18 protein-coding genes are annotated in these 18940 nt (G+C 53.4%); 9 read left to right on the top strand and 9 right to left on the bottom strand.

Annotation, left to right across the window (positions count from 1 at the left end):
* Positions 1 to 16: 16 nt before the first annotated feature.
* The 5 genes from FDZ78_RS08550 to FDZ78_RS08530 form a co-directional block, all read right to left on the bottom strand.
* Positions 17 to 451 carry a biotin/lipoyl-containing protein gene (locus tag FDZ78_RS08550; RefSeq protein ID WP_107032408.1) on the bottom strand — a complete coding sequence of 145 codons (435 nt, stop codon included), beginning with the start codon at positions 449 to 451 and terminating at the stop codon, positions 17 to 19.
* A 49-nt stretch (positions 452 to 500) separates the two neighbouring features.
* Positions 501 to 1427: an OadG family transporter subunit gene (locus FDZ78_RS08545; RefSeq protein WP_107032407.1), complete on the bottom strand. Its 927-nt coding sequence runs from the start codon at positions 1425 to 1427 to the stop codon at positions 501 to 503.
* 51 nt (positions 1428 to 1478) lie between these two features.
* Entirely contained in the window at positions 1479 to 3032 is a 1554-nt protein-coding gene (locus tag FDZ78_RS08540) for an acyl-CoA carboxylase subunit beta (RefSeq protein WP_107032406.1), read from the bottom strand.
* A gap of 83 nt (positions 3033 to 3115) precedes the next feature.
* The gene (mce, locus tag FDZ78_RS08535) at positions 3116 to 3535 is read right to left on the bottom strand and encodes a methylmalonyl-CoA epimerase (RefSeq protein ID WP_107032405.1); all 420 of its coding nucleotides are present in this window, start codon (positions 3533 to 3535) and stop codon (positions 3116 to 3118) included.
* A 308-nt stretch (positions 3536 to 3843) separates the two neighbouring features.
* Positions 3844 to 5466, bottom strand: a complete 1623-nt coding sequence (locus tag FDZ78_RS08530; protein ID WP_107032404.1) for an Rne/Rng family ribonuclease — start codon at positions 5464 to 5466, stop codon at positions 3844 to 3846.
* A 26-nt stretch (positions 5467 to 5492) separates the two neighbouring features.
* Between FDZ78_RS08530 and FDZ78_RS14630 the strand changes: the two genes are divergently transcribed.
* On the top strand, positions 5493 to 5699 hold the full coding sequence (locus FDZ78_RS14630; protein ID WP_162496193.1) for a hypothetical protein: 207 nt from the start codon (positions 5493 to 5495) through the stop codon (positions 5697 to 5699).
* 29 nt (positions 5700 to 5728) lie between these two features.
* On the opposite strand, the gene FDZ78_RS08525 is transcribed toward FDZ78_RS14630, so the two are convergent.
* The 4 genes from FDZ78_RS08525 to FDZ78_RS08510 all read right to left on the bottom strand — a co-directional run bounded on the left by FDZ78_RS08525 (position 5729) and on the right by FDZ78_RS08510 (position 8099).
* On the bottom strand, positions 5729 to 6010 hold the full coding sequence (locus tag FDZ78_RS08525) for an HU family DNA-binding protein (RefSeq protein WP_107032403.1): 282 nt from the start codon (positions 6008 to 6010) through the stop codon (positions 5729 to 5731).
* A 175-nt stretch (positions 6011 to 6185) separates the two neighbouring features.
* Entirely contained in the window at positions 6186 to 6902 is a 717-nt protein-coding gene (locus FDZ78_RS08520) for a YjjG family noncanonical pyrimidine nucleotidase (protein WP_168182007.1), read from the bottom strand.
* A complete protein-coding gene (locus tag FDZ78_RS08515; RefSeq protein ID WP_136408412.1) occupies positions 6892 to 7578 on the bottom strand; it encodes a queuosine precursor transporter in 687 nt (228 codons plus the stop codon). Before FDZ78_RS08515 ends, FDZ78_RS08520 begins: the two co-directional genes overlap by 11 nt.
* A gap of 41 nt (positions 7579 to 7619) precedes the next feature.
* On the bottom strand, positions 7620 to 8099 hold the full coding sequence (locus FDZ78_RS08510; RefSeq protein WP_107032400.1) for an HAD family hydrolase: 480 nt from the start codon (positions 8097 to 8099) through the stop codon (positions 7620 to 7622).
* 210 nt (positions 8100 to 8309) lie between these two features.
* Here FDZ78_RS08510 and guaA point away from each other — a divergent pair, with 210 nt between their 5' ends.
* The 8 genes from guaA to FDZ78_RS08470 all read left to right on the top strand — a co-directional run bounded on the left by guaA (position 8310) and on the right by FDZ78_RS08470 (position 18657).
* On the top strand, positions 8310 to 9833 hold the full coding sequence (guaA, locus tag FDZ78_RS08505; protein WP_136408411.1) for a glutamine-hydrolyzing GMP synthase: 1524 nt from the start codon (positions 8310 to 8312) through the stop codon (positions 9831 to 9833).
* Between the two features lie 276 nt (positions 9834 to 10109).
* The gene (locus FDZ78_RS08500; protein ID WP_124075630.1) at positions 10110 to 11447 is read left to right on the top strand and encodes a YncE family protein; all 1338 of its coding nucleotides are present in this window, start codon (positions 10110 to 10112) and stop codon (positions 11445 to 11447) included.
* Between the two features lie 274 nt (positions 11448 to 11721).
* Positions 11722 to 13698, top strand: coding sequence for a putative porin (locus tag FDZ78_RS08495; protein WP_136408410.1), 1977 nt, complete (start codon positions 11722 to 11724; stop codon positions 13696 to 13698).
* A gap of 75 nt (positions 13699 to 13773) precedes the next feature.
* Positions 13774 to 14709, top strand: coding sequence for a transporter substrate-binding domain-containing protein (locus FDZ78_RS08490; protein WP_107032396.1), 936 nt, complete (start codon positions 13774 to 13776; stop codon positions 14707 to 14709).
* A 170-nt stretch (positions 14710 to 14879) separates the two neighbouring features.
* Positions 14880 to 15434: an HdeD family acid-resistance protein gene (locus tag FDZ78_RS08485; protein ID WP_107032395.1), complete on the top strand. Its 555-nt coding sequence runs from the start codon at positions 14880 to 14882 to the stop codon at positions 15432 to 15434.
* Positions 15435 to 15565: 131 nt separating this feature from the next.
* Positions 15566 to 16522 carry an AvaI/BsoBI family type II restriction endonuclease gene (locus FDZ78_RS08480; RefSeq protein ID WP_136408409.1) on the top strand — a complete coding sequence of 319 codons (957 nt, stop codon included), beginning with the start codon at positions 15566 to 15568 and terminating at the stop codon, positions 16520 to 16522.
* Positions 16504 to 18039, top strand: a complete 1536-nt coding sequence (locus FDZ78_RS08475; RefSeq protein ID WP_205746914.1) for a DNA methyltransferase — start codon at positions 16504 to 16506, stop codon at positions 18037 to 18039. The genes FDZ78_RS08480 and FDZ78_RS08475 overlap by 19 nt, the downstream gene beginning before the upstream one ends.
* A 201-nt stretch (positions 18040 to 18240) precedes the next feature.
* Entirely contained in the window at positions 18241 to 18657 is a 417-nt protein-coding gene (locus tag FDZ78_RS08470) for a DUF3127 domain-containing protein (RefSeq protein WP_136408407.1), read from the top strand.
* Positions 18658 to 18940 lie beyond the last annotated feature (283 nt).

The raw sequence follows: 18940 nt of genomic DNA, 5'->3' as shown, positions 1-18940 counted from the left end.
ACTACACTCACTCTTTTTATTCGAGGGTAATGAGGGCTGCACCCTGGAGCACGGAATCACCTGCCGAGACAGCGATCGAGGCAACTGTGCCGTCCTGGCCTGCATGGATGGCATTTTCCATTTTCATAGCCTCAAGCACAACTACAGTGTCAGATGCCTTGACGACATCTCCCACTTTGACGTTGACCGAAACTACCACACCGGGCAGAGGAGCCTCGACGCTGTAGCCTGCGGCTGCGGCTTTGGGTTTGGCGATCACCTTGGCGCCGCTCTCTGTGCGGGGAGCTGCCGATGGACGCGGGGCGGTTACGATGGTCACAGGCTTTTCGGTCTTTTCGAGTTCCACCTTATAGGGAACACCGTTGACCTCCACCTTGGCGATATTGTTGTCGATGTCGCCGACTTTGACGGTGTATGGGTTACCGTTGATTCTATATTTATATTCTTTCATTGTCGTGATAGTGTTTCAATGGTTGAAAGTGTTAATGAGGTGGACACGATTATTTGCGGGGAAGTTCGCGCAGATTGTAGATCTTCGAGCTCCAGGGCGAATAGGCACGACGCACCTTGTTGATGGTCAGCACTGTGCTTTCGCGATCATGAGCATCGAGATGCTCGGAGAGAGCTGCCGAGATAGCGGCGATGACCTCACCTGAATCCTGTTCGTGATGGTGGTCTGCCAGTTCTTCGTCATCTGAGCTGAGAGCCTTGATCTTGCGCGAGCGCGACACAGAGGCTCCGATGCGGCTGATGATGTAGAAGCAGATCGAAAGCACGAGCAGCGCCGAGAACACGATGCACATCGCCATCACAGCCATCGCAAATCCGTGGGGATCGTTTTCAGCGAAGCTGTCCACCTTATTGTTGGTGCTCTTGATGATGTTGTTGCTTGAAGGCGTGATATACTTGGCTTCAGAGCCGTCACGCACTTCCCAGTCCTCAGGGTTGTTGATACCGCCTTCGCCGTCAGCCTTGCGGGCATATGACTGTCCGGGGAGCAGGTTGCCGGGCACCACGATCTCGTCGATGAGCGACAGGCCGTTGGCGTCATAGATGGCAAGATAGTTGTCCTCGCCGGGAGTGAAGGTGAAATTCAGATGGAAAGTTCCCTTGTTGGGCTCTCCGTCGGCCCAGAACAGCACATGCTGACGGGCGGGAATCTCGGTATTCACGTCGCCTAAAGGCACGGGATAGAGAGTATTGTTGCTGCGGTCGTTGGTGATGAAGACGCTTGAGATCTCCAGCGGTGCGAAAGTCGAGTTGTAAAGCTCGACCCAGGCACTGTAACGGCCGAAGTCGTCCACCACACTTGTGGAGTCGTTGGCGATCATCACCTCGTTGAGGCGCAGACCGCGGCGACCTTGGGCCGACACTGCCGTGACACAGGCGAGAGTCACCAGCAACAGCGTTAAAAGTCTTTTCTTCATAACTTTTTCTGATGTTTGTTTTATCGGTTTGGGGTGACCTTCCCTCGCGGTTTAGAGAGGTATGTTGCCGTGTTTCTTGGCCGGGTTGACAACCTTCTTGGTCGCAAGCTGCTGCAGGGCACGGATGATGCGGAAGCGGGTGTTGCGAGGTTCGATGACGTCGTCGATATAGCCGTAGCGGGCAGCGTTGTAGGGGTTGCAGAAGAGCTTGTTGTATTCGTCTTCCTTTTCGCGGAGCACCTTGGCGGGATCTTCAGCTGCCTTGGCTTCCTTGGCATAGAGCACTTCAACAGCGCCTGCGCCACCCATAACAGCGATTTCTGCCGTGGGCCATGCGTAGTTCATGTCGCCGCGAAGCTGCTTGCATGACATCACGATGTGGCTGCCGCCGTAGCTCTTGCGCAGTGTGACTGTCACCTTGGGCACTGTGGCCTCGCCGTAGGCATAGAGGAGCTTGGCGCCGTGGAGGATCACGCCGTTGTATTCCTGACCGGTACCGGGGAGGAAGCCGGGGACGTCGACGAGGGTCACCAGAGGAATGTTGAAGGCATCGCAGAAGCGGACAAAGCGGGCACCCTTGCGAGATGCGTTGCTGTCAAGCACACCGGCGAGATATTTGGGCTGGTTGGCAACTATGCCGACTGCCTGGCCGTTGAAACGGGCAAAGCCGATGATGATATTTTTTGCGTATTCGCGCTGGATTTCAAGGAATTCGCCGTTGTCGACGATTGCGTTGATGACCTCATACATGTCATAGGGATGGTTGGCCGAGTCAGGCACGATCTCGTTCAGAGAGTCTTCCAGACGGTCAATGGGGTCGTTGCATTCAACCAGCGGCGGTTCTTCGAGGTTGTTCTGGGGGATGTAGCTGAAGAGCTTGCGGATGATGCGCAGGGTCTCTTCGCCGTCTTCGGCTGCGAAGTGTGCCACACCGCTCTTCTGCGAGTGCACGGTTGCGCCGCCGAGTGCTTCCTGGGTCACGTCTTCGCCAGTCACGGTCTTGACCACCTTCGGGCCGGTGAGGAACATGTAGCTGATGCCCTTGGTCATGATGGTGAAGTCAGTCAGCGCGGGAGAATACACCGCACCGCCGGCGCAGGGGCCGAGGATGCCGGAGATCTGGGGAATCACGCCTGAGGCGAGGATGTTGCGCTGGAAAATTTCGGCATAGCCTGCGAGGGCGTTGATGCCTTCCTGGATACGTGCGCCGCCTGAGTCGTTGAGACCTATGACGGGTGCGCCCATCTTCATGGCCATGTCCATGATCTTGCAGATCTTGAGGGCCATTGTCTCGCTGAGAGATCCGCCGAACACGGTGAAGTCCTGAGCGAATACATATACGAGTCGGCCGTCGATTGTGCCGTAGCCGGTCACAACGCCGTCGCCGAGATAGCTTTTCTTTTCCTGTCCGAAGTTGTAGCAACGATGACGGACAAACATGTCGATTTCCTCAAAAGAGCCTTCATCGAGAAGCTGTGCGATACGCTCGCGGGCTGTGTATTTGCCTCTCTCGTGCTGTTTCTGAATGGCCTTTTCGCCACCGCCTAAGCGGGCTTCTTCGCGAAGGGCGATAAGCTCTTTTACTTTTTCAAGCTGGTTACTCATTTGTTTCGAAGTAAAATGGGTGGAGTTCTTGGTTGTAGATTTCTTCTGTCTCCGTCATTGCTGACGGGGATGGGAGATGGATGTTACTTGTTGGGGTCCTCGCAGAGTTCGATAAGAGTACCGCAAGTTGATTTCGGGTGAAGGAACGCGATGTTCAGACCTTCGGCACCCTTGCGCGGAGCCTTGTCGATCAGACGGCAGCCTTTGCCTTCGACTTCTGCCAGAGCGTTGGCCACACCGTCTTCAATGGCGAATGCGATGTGCTGGATGCCGCCGCGGCCGCCGTTGTTGGCGATAAACTTTGAGATGGCGCTTTCAGGAGAAGTTCCTTCAAGAAGTTCGATCTTGGTCTGGCCTACCTTGAAGAAGGCGGTGCGTACTTTCTGATCTTCAACTTCTTCAATGGCAAAACATTTAAGGCCAAGAGTGTTTTCGTAAAAGGCGATGGCTTCCTTCAGATCAGGAACTGCGATGCCTACGTGCTCGATGTGGGAAATATCCATGATATGAAAAATAATAGATTAATGCTTATAATTAGTTGTGATTAAATTGATTTCGGGCCAATTACGCACAGGCGTTCTTAGCCCTTGCAAAATTAGTCATAAAAAATTGTAAAGCAAATTTAATCCCGACAAAAAATCTCCTCGAAATTGTTCTTAAGGCCAACCACGCCGACACACGGACTCAGCACCCTCCATTCCCTGACTGCCGCTACTGCCGGAAGATGCGAAAAACCTCCCGGCTCAGACCTTGCAGTCTGCGGCGGGAGGTTTCTGATAGGGTTCGTAAGAACAGGGAAAATGCTTGGATGCTAATCTTCCTGGGTTCGGTTCTTGGTTTTTGCTTTTGATTTCGATGCCGAGGAGTCCATGTCTTTCTCTTCCTTGAGGTCGATTTCGTTGCGGTCGCGGTCAAGTACGCGATACTGCAGATAGGCGAGCGATTCGTCAGGCACGATCCGGAAGTTGAAGCCGAATTCAAGCTGCCAGCGACGGTAGAGCGACGGGAAACCTTTCTTCAGATAGGCCGACACGAAGGGGTGCACATAGAGCACAAAGTGTTTGGTCTTAAGCGTGTTGACCAGATAGTCGAGTTTTTCGTGCAGCAGATCGGTGAAGAGCAGCGACGGGCGCACCTCGCCTTTGCCGTGACACGACGGGCAGGTTTCGGAGGTGTTTATGTCAAGCACCGGGCGCACTCTCTGGCGGGTGATCTGCATCAGCCCGAACTTGCTCAGCGGCAGAATGTTGTGGCGGGCGCGGTCATTGGCCATCACCTCGCGCATGTGTTCATAGAGTTTCTGCCGGTGCTCGGCTTTGTTCATGTCGATGAAGTCGATGACGATGATGCCGCCCATGTCGCGCAGGCGTAGCTGGCGGGCTATCTCGTCGGCGGCCCGCAGGTTGACCTCAAGCGCGTTGCTTTCCTGGTCAGGCGCGGCTTTCGAGCGGTTGCCGGAGTTGACGTCAATGACATGGAGTGCCTCGGTATGTTCGATGATTACATAGGCGCCTGATTTGAATGAAACCGTCTTTCCGAACGACGATTTTATCTGGCGGGTGATGCTGAAATGATCGAAGATGGGGACATCGTCCTCATAAAGCTTGACGATGTCTTTGCTCTCCGGTGAAATGAGGTTGACATACTTTGAAATCTGGCTGAAGATTTCCTTGTCATTGACATGAATGCTCTCGAAAGTGGGGCTGAATACGTCGCGAAGCATTCCGACGATGCGGCTTTCCTCTTCAAAAATGAGAGCCGGGGCGCTTGCTTTCTGCGCTTTTGCCACTGTCTCCTCCCAGCAGCGCAGGAGGGTTTTGAGCTCGTGGTGCAGCTCCCTTACGCTCTTTCCTTCGGCCGAGGTGCGGATGATTACTCCGAAGTTTTTCGGCTTGATGCTTTCGATGAGCTGACGCAGGCGGAGTTTTTCTTCCGTGGTCTTGATTTTCTGCGAAAGGGAGATCTTGTCGCCGAATGGTATGAGCACCATGTAGCGTCCGGTGAAAGTGATCTCAGTGGTCAGACGGGGGCCTTTCGACGAGATAGGCTCCTTGACTATCTGAACCATGAGTTCCTGGCCCGGCTCCAGGACGCCGGTGATGGCGCCGTGTTTGTCGATGTCGGGCAGGCGCTTGATTTTCGGGACGGTGGTGTCAGACTTCTTGTCGACGAGAATGGCCTTCAGAAAGGCCGAGTAGGTGGAGAATTGAGAACCGAGATCCAGATAATGAAGAAAAGCGTCCTTCTCGTAGCCCACGTTGACGAAGGCGGCGTTAAGGCCGGGCATCAGTTTCTTGACTTTGGCAAGATAGATGTCTCCGACAGCGTAGGCGATGTTGCGCGACTCCTTCTGCAAGGATACGAGCCGCGAATCCTCAAGCAAGGCTATCGAAACCTCACCGGGCTGTACGTCTACAATCAGTTCACTTTTCATTGATAAGCGTTATCCGGATTAGAGAAATGACGCAAAGAACAAACCTTTTGCGTGCGTCTTTGTTCAAGAGCCGGGCAAAAGAGTTTGTTCTTCGTGTTCATTACGCAACTACGCAAGAATTATTTCTTCTTGTGGCGGTTTTTGCGAAGGCGTTTTTTACGCTTGTGGGTAGCCATCTTGTGGCCTTTTCTTTTCTTTCCGCTTGGCATGTGGTTGGTATTTATTTTGTTTAACTAAAAGTTGGATTTTCTGGCAGGCAGAATTATTTCAGATCCTTAACCTCTTCCATAAACACCTTGGCGGGCTTGAAAGCGGGGATGCGGTGTTCGGGGATGATGATAGTGGTGTTCTTTGATATGTTACGGGCAGTCTTTTCCGAACGCACCTTGGTGATGAAGCTACCGAAGCCGCGAAGATAGACGTTTTCGCCGTGAGAGAGAGATTCCTTTACGGTCTCCATGAATTTCTCGATGGTTTCGAGCACGTTGGCCTTGTCAATTCCGGTTGATTTTGAGATCTCGTTAACGATGTCAGCTTTAGTCATTACAATATGAATTTTATAATTGGTTAATATCTTTGACGTTGCGCTTTTTCAAGGCGCAATTTTTTGCAAGTGCAAATATCGGAACTTTTTTTGGATTATCAACTATAATTCCTATAATTTTTTGCTTAAATTTCACTTTCTCACCACTTTAGCGCGAAAAAACGCCGAAAAAGCCTCACAGAAGCCCCTCAAGCAGCTTCAGATCGGCTATGGCAATATGGCTTCCTCTCCAGCGCAACCCCGGCTGAGTGCGGTCGAAGTGTATTGCACGCCAGCCCACCCTGACAGCCCCGCCTACATCGGCCGCAAGGTTGTCGCCGATCATCAGATGGGCCTGCGGATCCATCTCTCCGGCGCGCTTCATGGCATAGGCAAAGATACGCAGGTCAGGTTTGTTGAAGCCCACGTCATCGCTGAGCACCACAAGATCCACAAGCGGCGCGAGTCCGGTGTTTTCCAGCTTCCGATGCTGCACTTCCTTGAACCCGTTGCTGAGCACACCTATATTATAATGCGCGCGCAGGCGGGAGAGCTGCTCAACGGCACCGTCAATCATCACCGTCTGCTCGGCAAGCCGGTCGAGATACTCCCTGTCGAGCCTCCAGCAGAAGGCTTCAAGATCTTCGCGACTTCCGGCCCAGCGGGGAGACAGCGGTGTGGCGAAACGGTCGACACGCAGAAAACCCTGCGTGATCTCCCCTCGGCTGTAGCGGTCCCACAGCAGGCGGTTGTGCCCCTCATATGCCTCGATCCACTGCTCAGGAGTGGCATAATAGCGGTCAAGGCCGGCCTCGCGATAGATGATCGCATTGGCCAGCCGCGAATTGGCATGAAAATCAATCAGAGTGTCGTCAAGATCGAACCACACCCACTTGACACCTTCATATTTCATTGATCTTCCACCATTTGTATGACGTCCGGCTATCATCTGTCACATCGCCGCCTTCATGATCGCGCAGCATCTTTACAACCCTCATGGTCACCGGCAGGATCAGAACCTCGTAGAAAGTCTTCAGGAAGGTCTGCGTGATGATCAGCATCGCTATTTCATTCCATGCAAGGATGCCGCCGAAAGCCATCGGGAAGAAGATCACCGAATCAACCCCCTCGCCCCACAGCGACGACACGATGGCCCGCAGAGAAAAGCGGCGTCCGTTAGAGGCAGCCTTCATGCGCGACATCACATAAGCATTGACCATCGAGCCACACAGGAAGGCAATGAAACTGGCCGCGAAGATGCGCGGGACAGCCCCGAAGACCACCTCCATAGCCTCCTGGCCCTGCCACGACGGCGCTCCTGGAAGCCAGATGCCGAGCTGCAGCAGCAGCGAGACAAGAAGATTCATCCCGAAGCCGAGCCAGATGACAAGACGCGCCTTGCTGAAGCCATAGACCTCGACTATACAGTCATTGAGAATATAGGAGATCGGAAAGACCACCACGCCCGCAGTTATGGTGAGCGGACCCAGATCCACAGTCTTTATCTCCATCAGATTGCTGACTATCAGGCAGACGCAGAACGTCACCGCAAGCAGCATGAAAGTCACTGATATTTTTACTTTGCTCATTTGTTTCAGTATTGGTTTAGAGATTGTTTTTAAACAATCTGTCAATATTCCCCGGAAAGGACCGCTTCGGCAAACTCCCGCACACAGCCCTCTCCTCCTTTAAGATTCATTATCCGTATTCCTTCTATAGCCTTGACGGCAGCCATCGCATCGGCCGGACAGGCAGCCACACCAGCGGCGCGCAGCAGATCGCTGCAATTGACATCATCGCCTATGTATGACACCTCGTCAAGCCCGATGCCTATCCGGGCACAGATCTCAAGCGCGGCTTCAAGCTTGCCGCCGTCACGCCGGCCCTGGACAAGAAAATCCACACCGAGCTTTTCGGCACGGCTTCTGACAATGCCGGTGTTCTCGCTGGTGATGATCCCCACCTTTATGCCGGCCTTCTGAAGGAGCAGCAGCCCCATGCCGTCGCGCGCGTTGAACTTTTTCATGGCATCACCCCCGGCGGTGTAATACATACCCCCGTCAGTCAGCGTCCCGTCTACATCGGTCAGAAAAAGTTTTATTCTGTTCATTGTCTCATTTTGAATTAGCCCGCAAAATTACTCAATTTTTCTCACATAACCGCCTTTAAACTACTATTTGAGCCTATTTTAAAGCACTTTTGAGGCGCTTTAATAAAATTTCACCATCTTTATTGCGACGGGGTGAAAATCTCACGATTTTTGAGTAAATTTGCACTCAGAAATCAATCCATTACCACAACCATCTCTTATTCCCACTTTATGCAGGAAAAGATAATCATTCTTGACTTCGGATCGCAGACCACACAGCTCATCGGACGCCGTGTGCGCGAGCTCGGCGAATACTGCGAGATCTTGCCCTACAACAAGTTCCCCTACGACGACCCCTCGGTCATCGGCGTGATTCTCTCAGGCTCCCCCTTCTCGGTCTACGATGAAAAAGCCTTCCGCACCGAACTCTCGCGCCTGCGCGGACACCTGCCGGTGCTCGGCATCTGCTACGGAGCTCAGTTCATCGCCTACACCTCAGGCGGCAGTGTGGAACCCGCTCCTTCACGCGAATACGGCCGTGCCCACCTGACAAAGATCGACACCGCCAACCCTCTGTTCAAAAACATCCCCGCAGGATCACAGGTGTGGATGAGCCACGGCGACACCATCACCGCGATCCCCGACTCATTCAACACCATAGCCTCCACCGACAAGGTTGCAATAGCCGCCTATCAGGTTGAAGGCGAAAAGACCTGGGGCGTGCAGTTCCACCCCGAAGTCTACCACTCGGAACACGGAACCCAGCTTCTGCGCAACTTCGTGGTCGACATCTGCGGCGGCAAGCAGGACTGGACTGCCGAATCATTCATCGAATCTACAGTGGCCCAGCTCAAAGAGCAGCTCGGCGATGACAAGGTGGTGCTCGGCCTCAGTGGCGGAGTCGACTCCTCGGTAGCCGCAGTGCTCCTCAACCGCGCCATCGGCAAGAACCTCACCTGCATCTTCGTAGACCACGGCATGCTGCGCAAAAACGAATTCCGCGACGTGCTCCACGACTACGAATGTCTCGGCCTCAACGTGATCGGCGTCGACGCCTCTGAAAAATTCTTCAGCGAACTCGCCGGAGTCACCGAACCCGAACGCAAGCGCAAGATCATAGGCAAAGGCTTCATCGATGTGTTTGATGAAGAAGCCCATAAGATCAAAGACGTCAAATGGCTCGCTCAGGGAACCATCTACCCCGACTGCATCGAAAGCCTCTCCATCACCGGCACAACCATCAAGAGCCACCACAACGTAGGCGGTCTGCCCGAAAAGATGAACCTCCGTCTGTGCGAACCCCTCCGTCTGCTCTTCAAAGACGAAGTCCGCGCCGTAGGCCGTCAGCTCGGCATGCCAGACCACCTCATCAAACGTCACCCCTTCCCCGGCCCCGGCCTCGCCGTCCGCATTCTCGGCGACATCACCCCTGAGAAAGTCCGCATCCTCCAGGACGCCGACGACATCTTCATCCGCGGTCTCCGCGACTGGGATCTCTATGACAAAGTATGGCAGGCAGGAGCCATCCTCCTCCCCGTGCAGAGCGTAGGAGTCATGGGCGACGAACGCACCTACGAACGTGCCATAGCCCTGCGCGCCGTAACCTCGACCGACGCCATGACCGCCGACTGGGCCCACCTCCCCTACGACTTCATGTCCAAAGTCAGCAACGACATCATCAACAAAGTCCGCGGCGTCAACCGCGTCTGCTACGACATCTCCTCCAAACCGCCGGCCACAATCGAGTGGGAATAAGCGCCTTCCCGGCAAAGGAATAGGCCTTTCCTTCCACACACACATATCAAGCGGTCTGAGCCTCACCCCGTGCGCTCAGACCGCTTTTTTGTATTCCCGACAGATGCTATCTGCAAAATTTTCATTATCTTAGCGCCCGCATTTTTTCATGCGTTGCAATCCGACACACGGAACCACCGATGATTCATCGACACACAATTTAAAGGGCTGCTAAAAACAGCTTATAGAAATCAAATTCCAACCTGACCAATCATTTCAACAAACCATCAAAGGAAAATGACATCACACCACCCGACACACCCTCTCCGGCTCATCATGCGCGCGGCTACAGCCATGCTCCTGACTGCCGCAACATTCATTCCGGCCACAGCGCAGACCGACGAACCAGCCCTGGTCCGCTCCGAAATAGGCGACAAAGCCTCGACACGCGACGGAGCAATCACCATCACCAATATCGGCAAAAAGCAGCAGTTCAACGCCTCACAGCGCTCCACCTATGACACCGACATCCATTCGCCGAAGTCAGCCGCCTTCCACCCCGACGGCTCTCGCTTCTATGTGAACTCACTTGAAGGCTGCCGCACCATAGTCTATGATGCCCGAAGCATGCGCAAGCTGAAAGTAATCAGCCACACATTCAAAAACGGACAGGGCGACAACTGGACCTCTTCGCCTCACTATAAGTGGGAACACTATCTCAACGGCGCCCGCAGATCTTTCAGCGGGAAACCCGTGGAGATGACCTTCTCCCACAGCGGCCGATACCTCTGGATTCCCTACTACCGCCGCACCTTCGACATCAATGCCCAGGACCCCTCGGCAATGGCCGTGGTTGACACCCGCACCGACTCGATTGTCCGCATGTTTGACACCGGCCCTCTCCCCAAGATGGTCTCCGTCTCAAACTCCGGCCGACTTCTTGCAGTCACCCACTGGGGCGACAACACCGTAGGCCTGATTGACATCTCCTCGCCCGATCCGGCCCGCTGGAGCCATCTGCCGCCCGTCACTATCGGCAACAAACTCAAACTCGACTTTCCGCTTAACGAATCCGTGAACCGCGATTCCAACTCCGGCTACCTCCTGCGCGGCACAGTCTTCCTACCCGGCGACCGCCACATGCTCATCGGCTGCATGGCAGGCTCCATAGCCGTGGTCGACCTGAAAACCATGAAACACATAGGCTTCATCAACAATATATATAATGTAAGACACCTCACCCTCCACGGCAAAAACCTCTTCGCCTCCTGCAACGTCAACGGCATGGTCTGGAAAATTCACACCGACAGCCTCGGCAGCGCCATCGCCTCGGCCTCGGCCGCAAAACGCCGCGCCATCAAGGCAAACGGATGGAAAGGATGCAAGGTTGGTGCCGGCGCGCGCACCATCGAAGTCTCGCCCGACGGCAGATATGTCTATGCTGCCTGCAACTTCGCCAACCGTATCGACATAGTCAACGCCCGGACCATGAAACTCGAGACCTCGATCCGCTGCGACTCCTACCCAGTAGGCCTCGGTCGGTCAGCCGACGGAAAATACATAGTCGTCACCTCACAGGGCCGCAAAAAACGCGGAGGCAACGCTGTCAACATTTTTTCCATCACCCGGAAATAGCCGCCGCTCCAAAGTTCTTAGGGGCTGTTTAAAAACGGCCTCTTAATCTCCGCAAAAGCTTAATCCCTGTTAACAAAATCTCATTCCAATACCCGAATAGTAAAATAAAGTTAAAACAAAGATGTTTTTAAACATAAATATTTGACATATCCCAAAAAGTCTATACCTTTGCATCAGTTTTTCATGGTATTAGATTTAAGGTAAGAAGATTATTCGTCGAGATGACGGATAATTTTTTTTATGCGCGATTTTTAAGTACCTTTGCAGGCACATTATGAAAAAGCATATCCTCATCATTTTCACCATACTCATTGCCGGACTTCAGGGGTTCGGCAAAGATGACACACCGTCTGACTCGCTGTCATACAGCTGGCGCATCATCCAGCCGCTCGGACTGCGCGAACGGGTCCCGATGGATACCCTCATGCACAACTATTACCGCACGGCCGTCCCTACCTCTGTCAGCCCTGCCTTCGCCACCACAGGCAATCAGGCCTCCGTCGGCAAAAACATGATCTTCATGGAACGCGAGCCCATGAGCGACTTCTTTTTCCGCGATGCAAAACAGTTCTGGATTCCGACCGTCGACAACATGCGCTTTTTCAACACCCGCATCCCCGTGACCCAGTTGGGCTACAACACCGGAGGCGGACGCGAAATAGCCCAGGACTATCTGCGCATGCTCTTCTCAGGCAATATCAGCAAGCGCGCGCAGATCGGTGCCCGCGTCCACTATCCCTACTCCAAAGGCAGTTATGAATATCAGGCCGCCAAAGGTTTCTCCTGGGGGCTATCAGGGTCCTACATGGGCGACCGCTATGAAATGCAGGCCTTCTTCAACTCCTTCAACTTCCTCAACAAGGAAAACGGCGGCATCACCGACGACCTCTACATCACCGATCCGGCCAAAATCCAGGGCGGAGTCTCGACCATCAACCCCAAAAGTATCCCGACCTATCTGTCAGCAGCCCACTCACGTGTGCGCGGACAGCAGTTCTACATGAACCACCGCTACAAAGTGGGCTTCTGGAAAGAGACCCGCGACGAAAACGACTCCGTAGTGGCCCGCGAATACGTCCCCGTGTCGAGCTTCATCTGGACTCTTGACTACAAAGACTCCCGCCACCGCTTCACCAACACCAGCTCCTCGGAAGGCAAGGAATACTGGGCCAACCACTATCTTGACGCCGATGCCACCTGCGACCGCACCAAATACAACTCTCTGCGCAACACCATAGGCATCTCTCTGCTTGAAGGCTTCAACAAATACGCCAAAGCTGGTCTCGCCGCCTTCGTCACCCACGAGATACGCCATTATTGGCAGACACCCGACACCCTGGCAATCTCAGGCGACGACCGCCCCGCCGCACTGACACCCTACCCCTTCGAGTCGCGCCTCGCCCACAAGGCCAATGAAAACCTGCTCTACGTAGGCGCACAGCTCACCAAACAGCAGGGCCATCTGCTCAACTACGAGGCCACCGCCAACATCGGACTCATCGGTCCCGCAGCAGGCGAAATCAAGATCGATGGCAACGCATCGACCCGATTCAGACTGCTCGGCGACACCGTATCGGTCAAAGCCTATGGCCTTTTCAGCAACACCTCGGCGCCATATCTGATGAACAACTTCATCTCCAACCACTTCGCCTGGAAAAACGATTTCGGAAAAATCCGGCGCCTCCGCCTCGGCGGCATCCTCGACATCCCCCACACCGGAACCAACATCAACGTCGGAGTGGAAAACATCCAGAACCACATCTACTTCAACGCCGACGGACTCCCCACCCAGGAAAGCGGCAGCGTGCAGGTGTTCAGCATCCGCGCACAGCAGAACCTCCGCTGGCGCGCGCTCAACTGGGACAATACCATCATCTATCAGACATCAACCAACGATGCAGTCATACCTCTGCCCAGACTGGCCGTCTACTCCAACCTCTATCTGCTCTTCAGAGTGGCGAGAGTGCTCAAAGTCCAGCTCGGTGTAGACTGCGACTACTACACAAAATACAAGGCCCCCGCCTACCAGCCCGCCACAATGGCCTTCTGCAACCAGCGCGAGATCGACTGCGGAAACTACCCCTTCATGACAGCCTATCTCAACCTCAAGCTCTCACGCGCCCGCTTCTTCGTGCTCTTCTCACACGTCAACCAAGGCCTCATCGGCGACAACAACTACTTCTCCATGCCCCACTATCCGCTCAACCCGCGCCGCTTCCAGATGGGCGTGATAGTAGACTTCTCAAACTGATCCGCTCCTGACAAGCCGAAGCACAGGCTCATCCGTCAACCTTTTTTCGCCGGCCGATTGTTTATATATACATAAATGTATCAGACAACCGGCCCTATGACACCCACAGACCCTGACTATAAAACCACCGGCCGCCCACGCCACGGCAACCTCGCAGACTTCTTCCACGGCCCCCGCGGAGGCATACTCCTCTCGCTCATACTCATAGCCGTCGGAGTGATCGTCTCGGTCAAAAGCTGCTCCTCGCCCGTAGCAAACAACGGCTATGAATACACACGCGCCAAAGGCGACACCATCAACGTGGCCATCGACTACTCACCCATGTCGCTCTACCGCTACGGCGACTCACTCGCAGGCTTCAACTACGAGATGATGAAACAGATGGCCACCCTCTATGGAGACAATGTCAAATTCTACCCAATATCATCCGTCACCTCGGCACTCGACGAGCTGAAACGCGGCGTCTATGACGTGGTCATCTCCGACTATCCGCTTACCTCCTCGCGGCGCGACAGCTTCCGCTTCACCGAACCCGTCTACCTCGACCGCCAGGTACTCATAAGCCTCGACACCACCGTCCGTTCGCGCCTCGACCTCGCCGGCAAGGAAGTCTGGACAGTAGGAGGCACACCGATCGCCGAACGCCTCCGCAACCTGAGCCATGAGATCGGCGACACCATAATCCTGCGTCACGACTCTATCCACAGCGCCGAGCAACTCTTCATGCTGACCGCAATGGGGCGCATCCCGCGCGCCGTCATAAACGAAGCCAAAGCCACACGCCTCGCCGAGGACTATCCTGACGTCAACCTGGCCACACCAGTATCGTTCACCCAGTTCCAGTCATGGGTAGTCAACAAAGACAACACCGCGCTTGCCGACACCCTCGACGCCCAGATACGCCGCTTCAAGACCACACCACAATACTCCACCCTCGTGGAACGCTATCTGACCTCAGCCGCCGCCACAGCCGCGCAGACCGACAGTATGCCGGCCTCATCCGCGCCATAGGTCCTTAAGCACTTTTTTCTCAACAAATTCAAAACGCCGCGCGTTATTACATTACAGCGAGTGATCCCGCTGTTCCTCACTTTCGATTCAGCGCAATCACTTCTATGAAGCAAACACACAAACTATATCGCAAAATCAATTTCAACTATTAACAAAAAACACAAGACGTTATGAAAACGCTAATTGAAAAATTCTGGGGACAGACCCGCTATTGGTGGGTGATCCTCGCAGCGGGAATCCTAATGGTCATCTGCGGTTTCGCTTATTGGTTCTGGCCCGTAGCCGGCTACGCCGTAGCATCCCAGATCTTCGGATGGCTGCTCATCCTTGTGGGCATTGTCCAGCTCCTCGTCTCCTCCGGACCTGACCGCGGCAGAGGCTGGGGATGGTGGCTTGCCGGAGGCATCATCGACATGTTCATCGGCTTCCTCATGGTCCGCAGCATCGTACTCTCCGAAGCAGTATTCCCCTACTTCATTGCCTTCATCTTCATCTTCTGGGGCATCAGCGCCCTTTGCAGCGCAGTCAACCAGAGCGGACGCCGCTACTGGTGGCTCCAGCTCATCAACGGCATACTGCTGATGCTCATCGGCTTCTTCTTCATTGAAGCAGGCTGGGTACAGGACATGGCAATGACAAGCTTCCTCACATCGCTCGCCTTCATCTACTGGGGTTTCACTCTCGCGATGCTCTCCTACGACATGAAACCCGTCGAACGTCGCTGATGGCATGAAGCGCGCCTCATGCCGCTGACAGAATCAGCCCCTCCTCCACCCTACAATATCACCGAGGCCCCGCCCACACAGCGGAGGCCTCGGTTGCGTCATAACGAAAAAATAAGTATCTTTGTAATCCCATGAATCCACTATTGATCATCAGATCAGCCCAAGAACTGATCACCTCCCGCACCCAGACCCGCAGCGGCTTCATAGAGGCCGCTCTTGCAAAGAATGAAAAAGGGCGCCCGTACATCGAACAGGCCAGGACTCTACGCGCATATGCCCTGACAGCAGAAAATCCGCAGGCTCTGCTCGGCATCGATGCCATCCGCCCGGCTCTTCTTACAGCGTCCGGACTTTCTGACAAAGCCTTCAAATATTTCACTGAAGCAGACAAGACCGAAGCAATACGCGCTCTGATAAAGAATTTCCTTGAACCCGCAGGCAATGAATTTGCAGAAGAACTTACATATCGCTTTCTGCTGATCAAAGGTGATTCACTCGGCGGATCCATGAGGAACTATGTCGGTGAACTCGCTCAGATGAAACTCGTCAGGAAACTGCTTTCATTACTGGCTATCCGGGAAATCCCATATTACGTGCTGTCAAAACAGCAAAAGAAAAACAACGGATGGACAAGCGGCAGCTACGAAGCCGACTTTACAGCAGCATCTGAAATCGCCGCCATCCAGTGGAGCCACGACGGCAAGAACCGCCTCTTGTTTTTCAATACAAAAATACCATTGGTCAACAACAATGTAGACATCTGCCTTTTCGATGGCGACTGCCTAAGTTTTGATTCCGGACGCATTGTGAATCATCCACAAAAAGCCCTGATGTTCGGAGAACTCAAAGGCGGCATAGACCCGGCCGGAGCCGATGAACACTGGAAAACCGGCAACTCCGCACTTTCCCGCATCAGATCTGCATTCAGACCGGCTCCGGTGTGCACATCATTCATAGCAGCCGCCATCGAAGCAAAAATGGCTACCGAGATCTGGGATCAGCTCTCGGATTCAACCTTAAGTTTTGCCGCAAATCTCACAGATGACGGCCAACTGACATCTTACTGCGCATGGACACTAAGCCTTTGACCGACATGATTTCAAGCCTATTCCCTGAATATACTGCAACGGATACTGACAACCGATGGAAACTCTCGTCATTTTCAGCCGAAGGCTTCGCTTCTGACTCAGAACGACTCCGTCTGGAAGAAAAATATTGGCCGCTTGCCGATATAACCGACCGATTCGACCGCAAAAGCGTCAGTTTCCAGCTGAGCAAGAACGACAGCATCCACAGTTGGCTGAAATACAAAGAAGGTTTTTCAGCCGAACTTGTCAGAAATCTCATCAGCGAATTCAAACTCCAGCCTGACGACACGATACTCGACCCCTTCATGGGATCCGGCACCACCGCTCTGGTAGCGTCAGCAGAGAACATCAACAGCATCGGTTATGACATCCTGCCGATGTCAGCCATCGCCATAAAAGCAAAAAGCGCGGTCCATGACTATAACATAGCCGAGCTTCATCGGCTCATTGAATTTATAGCAAGCCGGGAATTGCCCGGAAACTACCGTCAGGAAACTCCATATATCACCATCACAGAAGAAGGCTATCCCAAACAAAACGCTATCGAACTGAATTACTTCACAGAACTGATTGCCTCATCAGACTTTTCAGACAACTGCAAAACCCTCTTCCGGCTGTGTGCAATAAACATTCTGGAGCGGATTAGCTACTCGGCCAAAGACGGTCAATATCTGCGCTGGGACATCCGCTCGCCCAAAATAATCCGCGCAATACAGAAACGCGAGGAAACCGGCAGGCGCCCTATGGTCGTAAAGCTCAACAAAGGTGACATACCCTCGTTCAGAAATGCAATCATCTCCGAACTCAACCAGTTCATAGCTGACATTGAGTTGATCCGCAACACGATGCCACGCCGCAAAGGATGCAGCTGTGATTTCCATGAAGGAAGTGTTTTATACAAACTCCCGCTGAGGGCCTCTGAAAGTATTGATGCCGTGATCACATCACCGCCATACTGCAACCGCTACGACTATACCCGCACATATGCGCTCGAACTTGCTTACCTTGGCGTTTCTGACACCAGAATCAGGCAACTGCGTCAGGACCTGCTGTCATGTACGGTCGAAAACAAATCAAAAGTCAGCCATCTGCGTGACTTCTATACATCCATTGGTCGGGCTGCCGACTTTGAGCGGATATGCGGAATACTCCAGTCATGCGAACCTTTAAAAGAGGTCATAGAAGCCTTGAAACTGAGAATGGCCAACGGAGAGATCAACAACAAAGGAGTAATCCCTATGGTCGAAGGATATTTCACGGAGTTGACATTTCTGTTTTTTGAACTGTTTCGCACCTGTCGCCATAGTGCGAAAGTAGCTTTTGTCAATGACAATGTGCGCTATGCAGGAGAAGTGATTCCGGTAGATTTCATTTCAACAGCCATAGCCGAGCAGATCGGTTTCCGTCCGGTCAAAATATATGTGCTCCGCCAGCAGAAAGGCAACAGCAGCCAGCAGATGAAAAAGTATGGCCGTGTGGCTCTGCGCAAAAGCATCACCGTTTGGGAAAAACCATAGGCACACTTTGAGCGCTTGCTTCCGCGACATTTCCCCTTTTGACACGGGCTGCCCATGAGGTGTGTTGAAAAGTGTGTTGAAAAGTTTTTGGGAATGGAGGAGGCGGGGATTTGGCAGGTTGGGGGAAATTGATTACTTTTGTAGTCGGTCTGCCCCTATGGGCGGCCGCATCAATCCACCCCGAAAAATTCTAAACACAATATGGAAGTTACAGGAAAAATCATCGTCGCTCTCCCCGAAGTAGGAGGCACATCTCAAAAAGGAAACCCCTGGAAGAAACGCGAATATGTGCTTGAGACACAGGAAACCTACCCCCGTAAAGTCTTCTTCAACTTCTTCGGTGACCGTGTGGACCAGTATCCTCTACAGGTCGGACAGCTTGTGAAAATCAGCTTTGACATCGACAGCCGCGAATATAACGGCCGCTGGTTCGTAGAAGTCCGCGCATGGAAAGCCGAGGATGCCACTGCCGCAGCAGCCGCTCCTGCAGCCTATGGCGCTCCCGCAGCCTACGGTCCCGCCCAGCAGATGCCTCAGGGCTATACAGCTCCCGCCGCAGTTCCCGCTCCCCCGGCTCCGGACCTCACTCCCTCGGCTACTGACGACCTGCCTTTCTAAGCCGACATATCGCTCACAGATATATACCGTCAATCATAACTCATCAGAAGGAGACTACCGTCCATCACTCTCTATAAAAGGAGAGCGGACACGGCAGTCTCTTTTTCAACTTTATCAAACACACTTGAAACAAGAGGCGTCAGAGAGGTGTTATGAAACGCCCTCTAAGAGATCATAGCCGATATTGCTGCAAAATTATGTATTTTAATACAATAGACTTTTCACATGCTCTTGTGAGAAGAGTGGCGTTTTTAGTTAATATTATATAAAATTACGCCCATTC

Origin of the sequence: Duncaniella sp. B8 (genome assembly GCF_005304985.1) — a bacterium.
Classification (GTDB): Bacteria; Bacteroidota; Bacteroidia; order Bacteroidales; family Muribaculaceae; genus Duncaniella; species Duncaniella muris.
The sequence above is the reverse complement of the archived record's forward strand: the minus strand, read 5'-3'. Positions and strand labels throughout refer to the sequence as shown.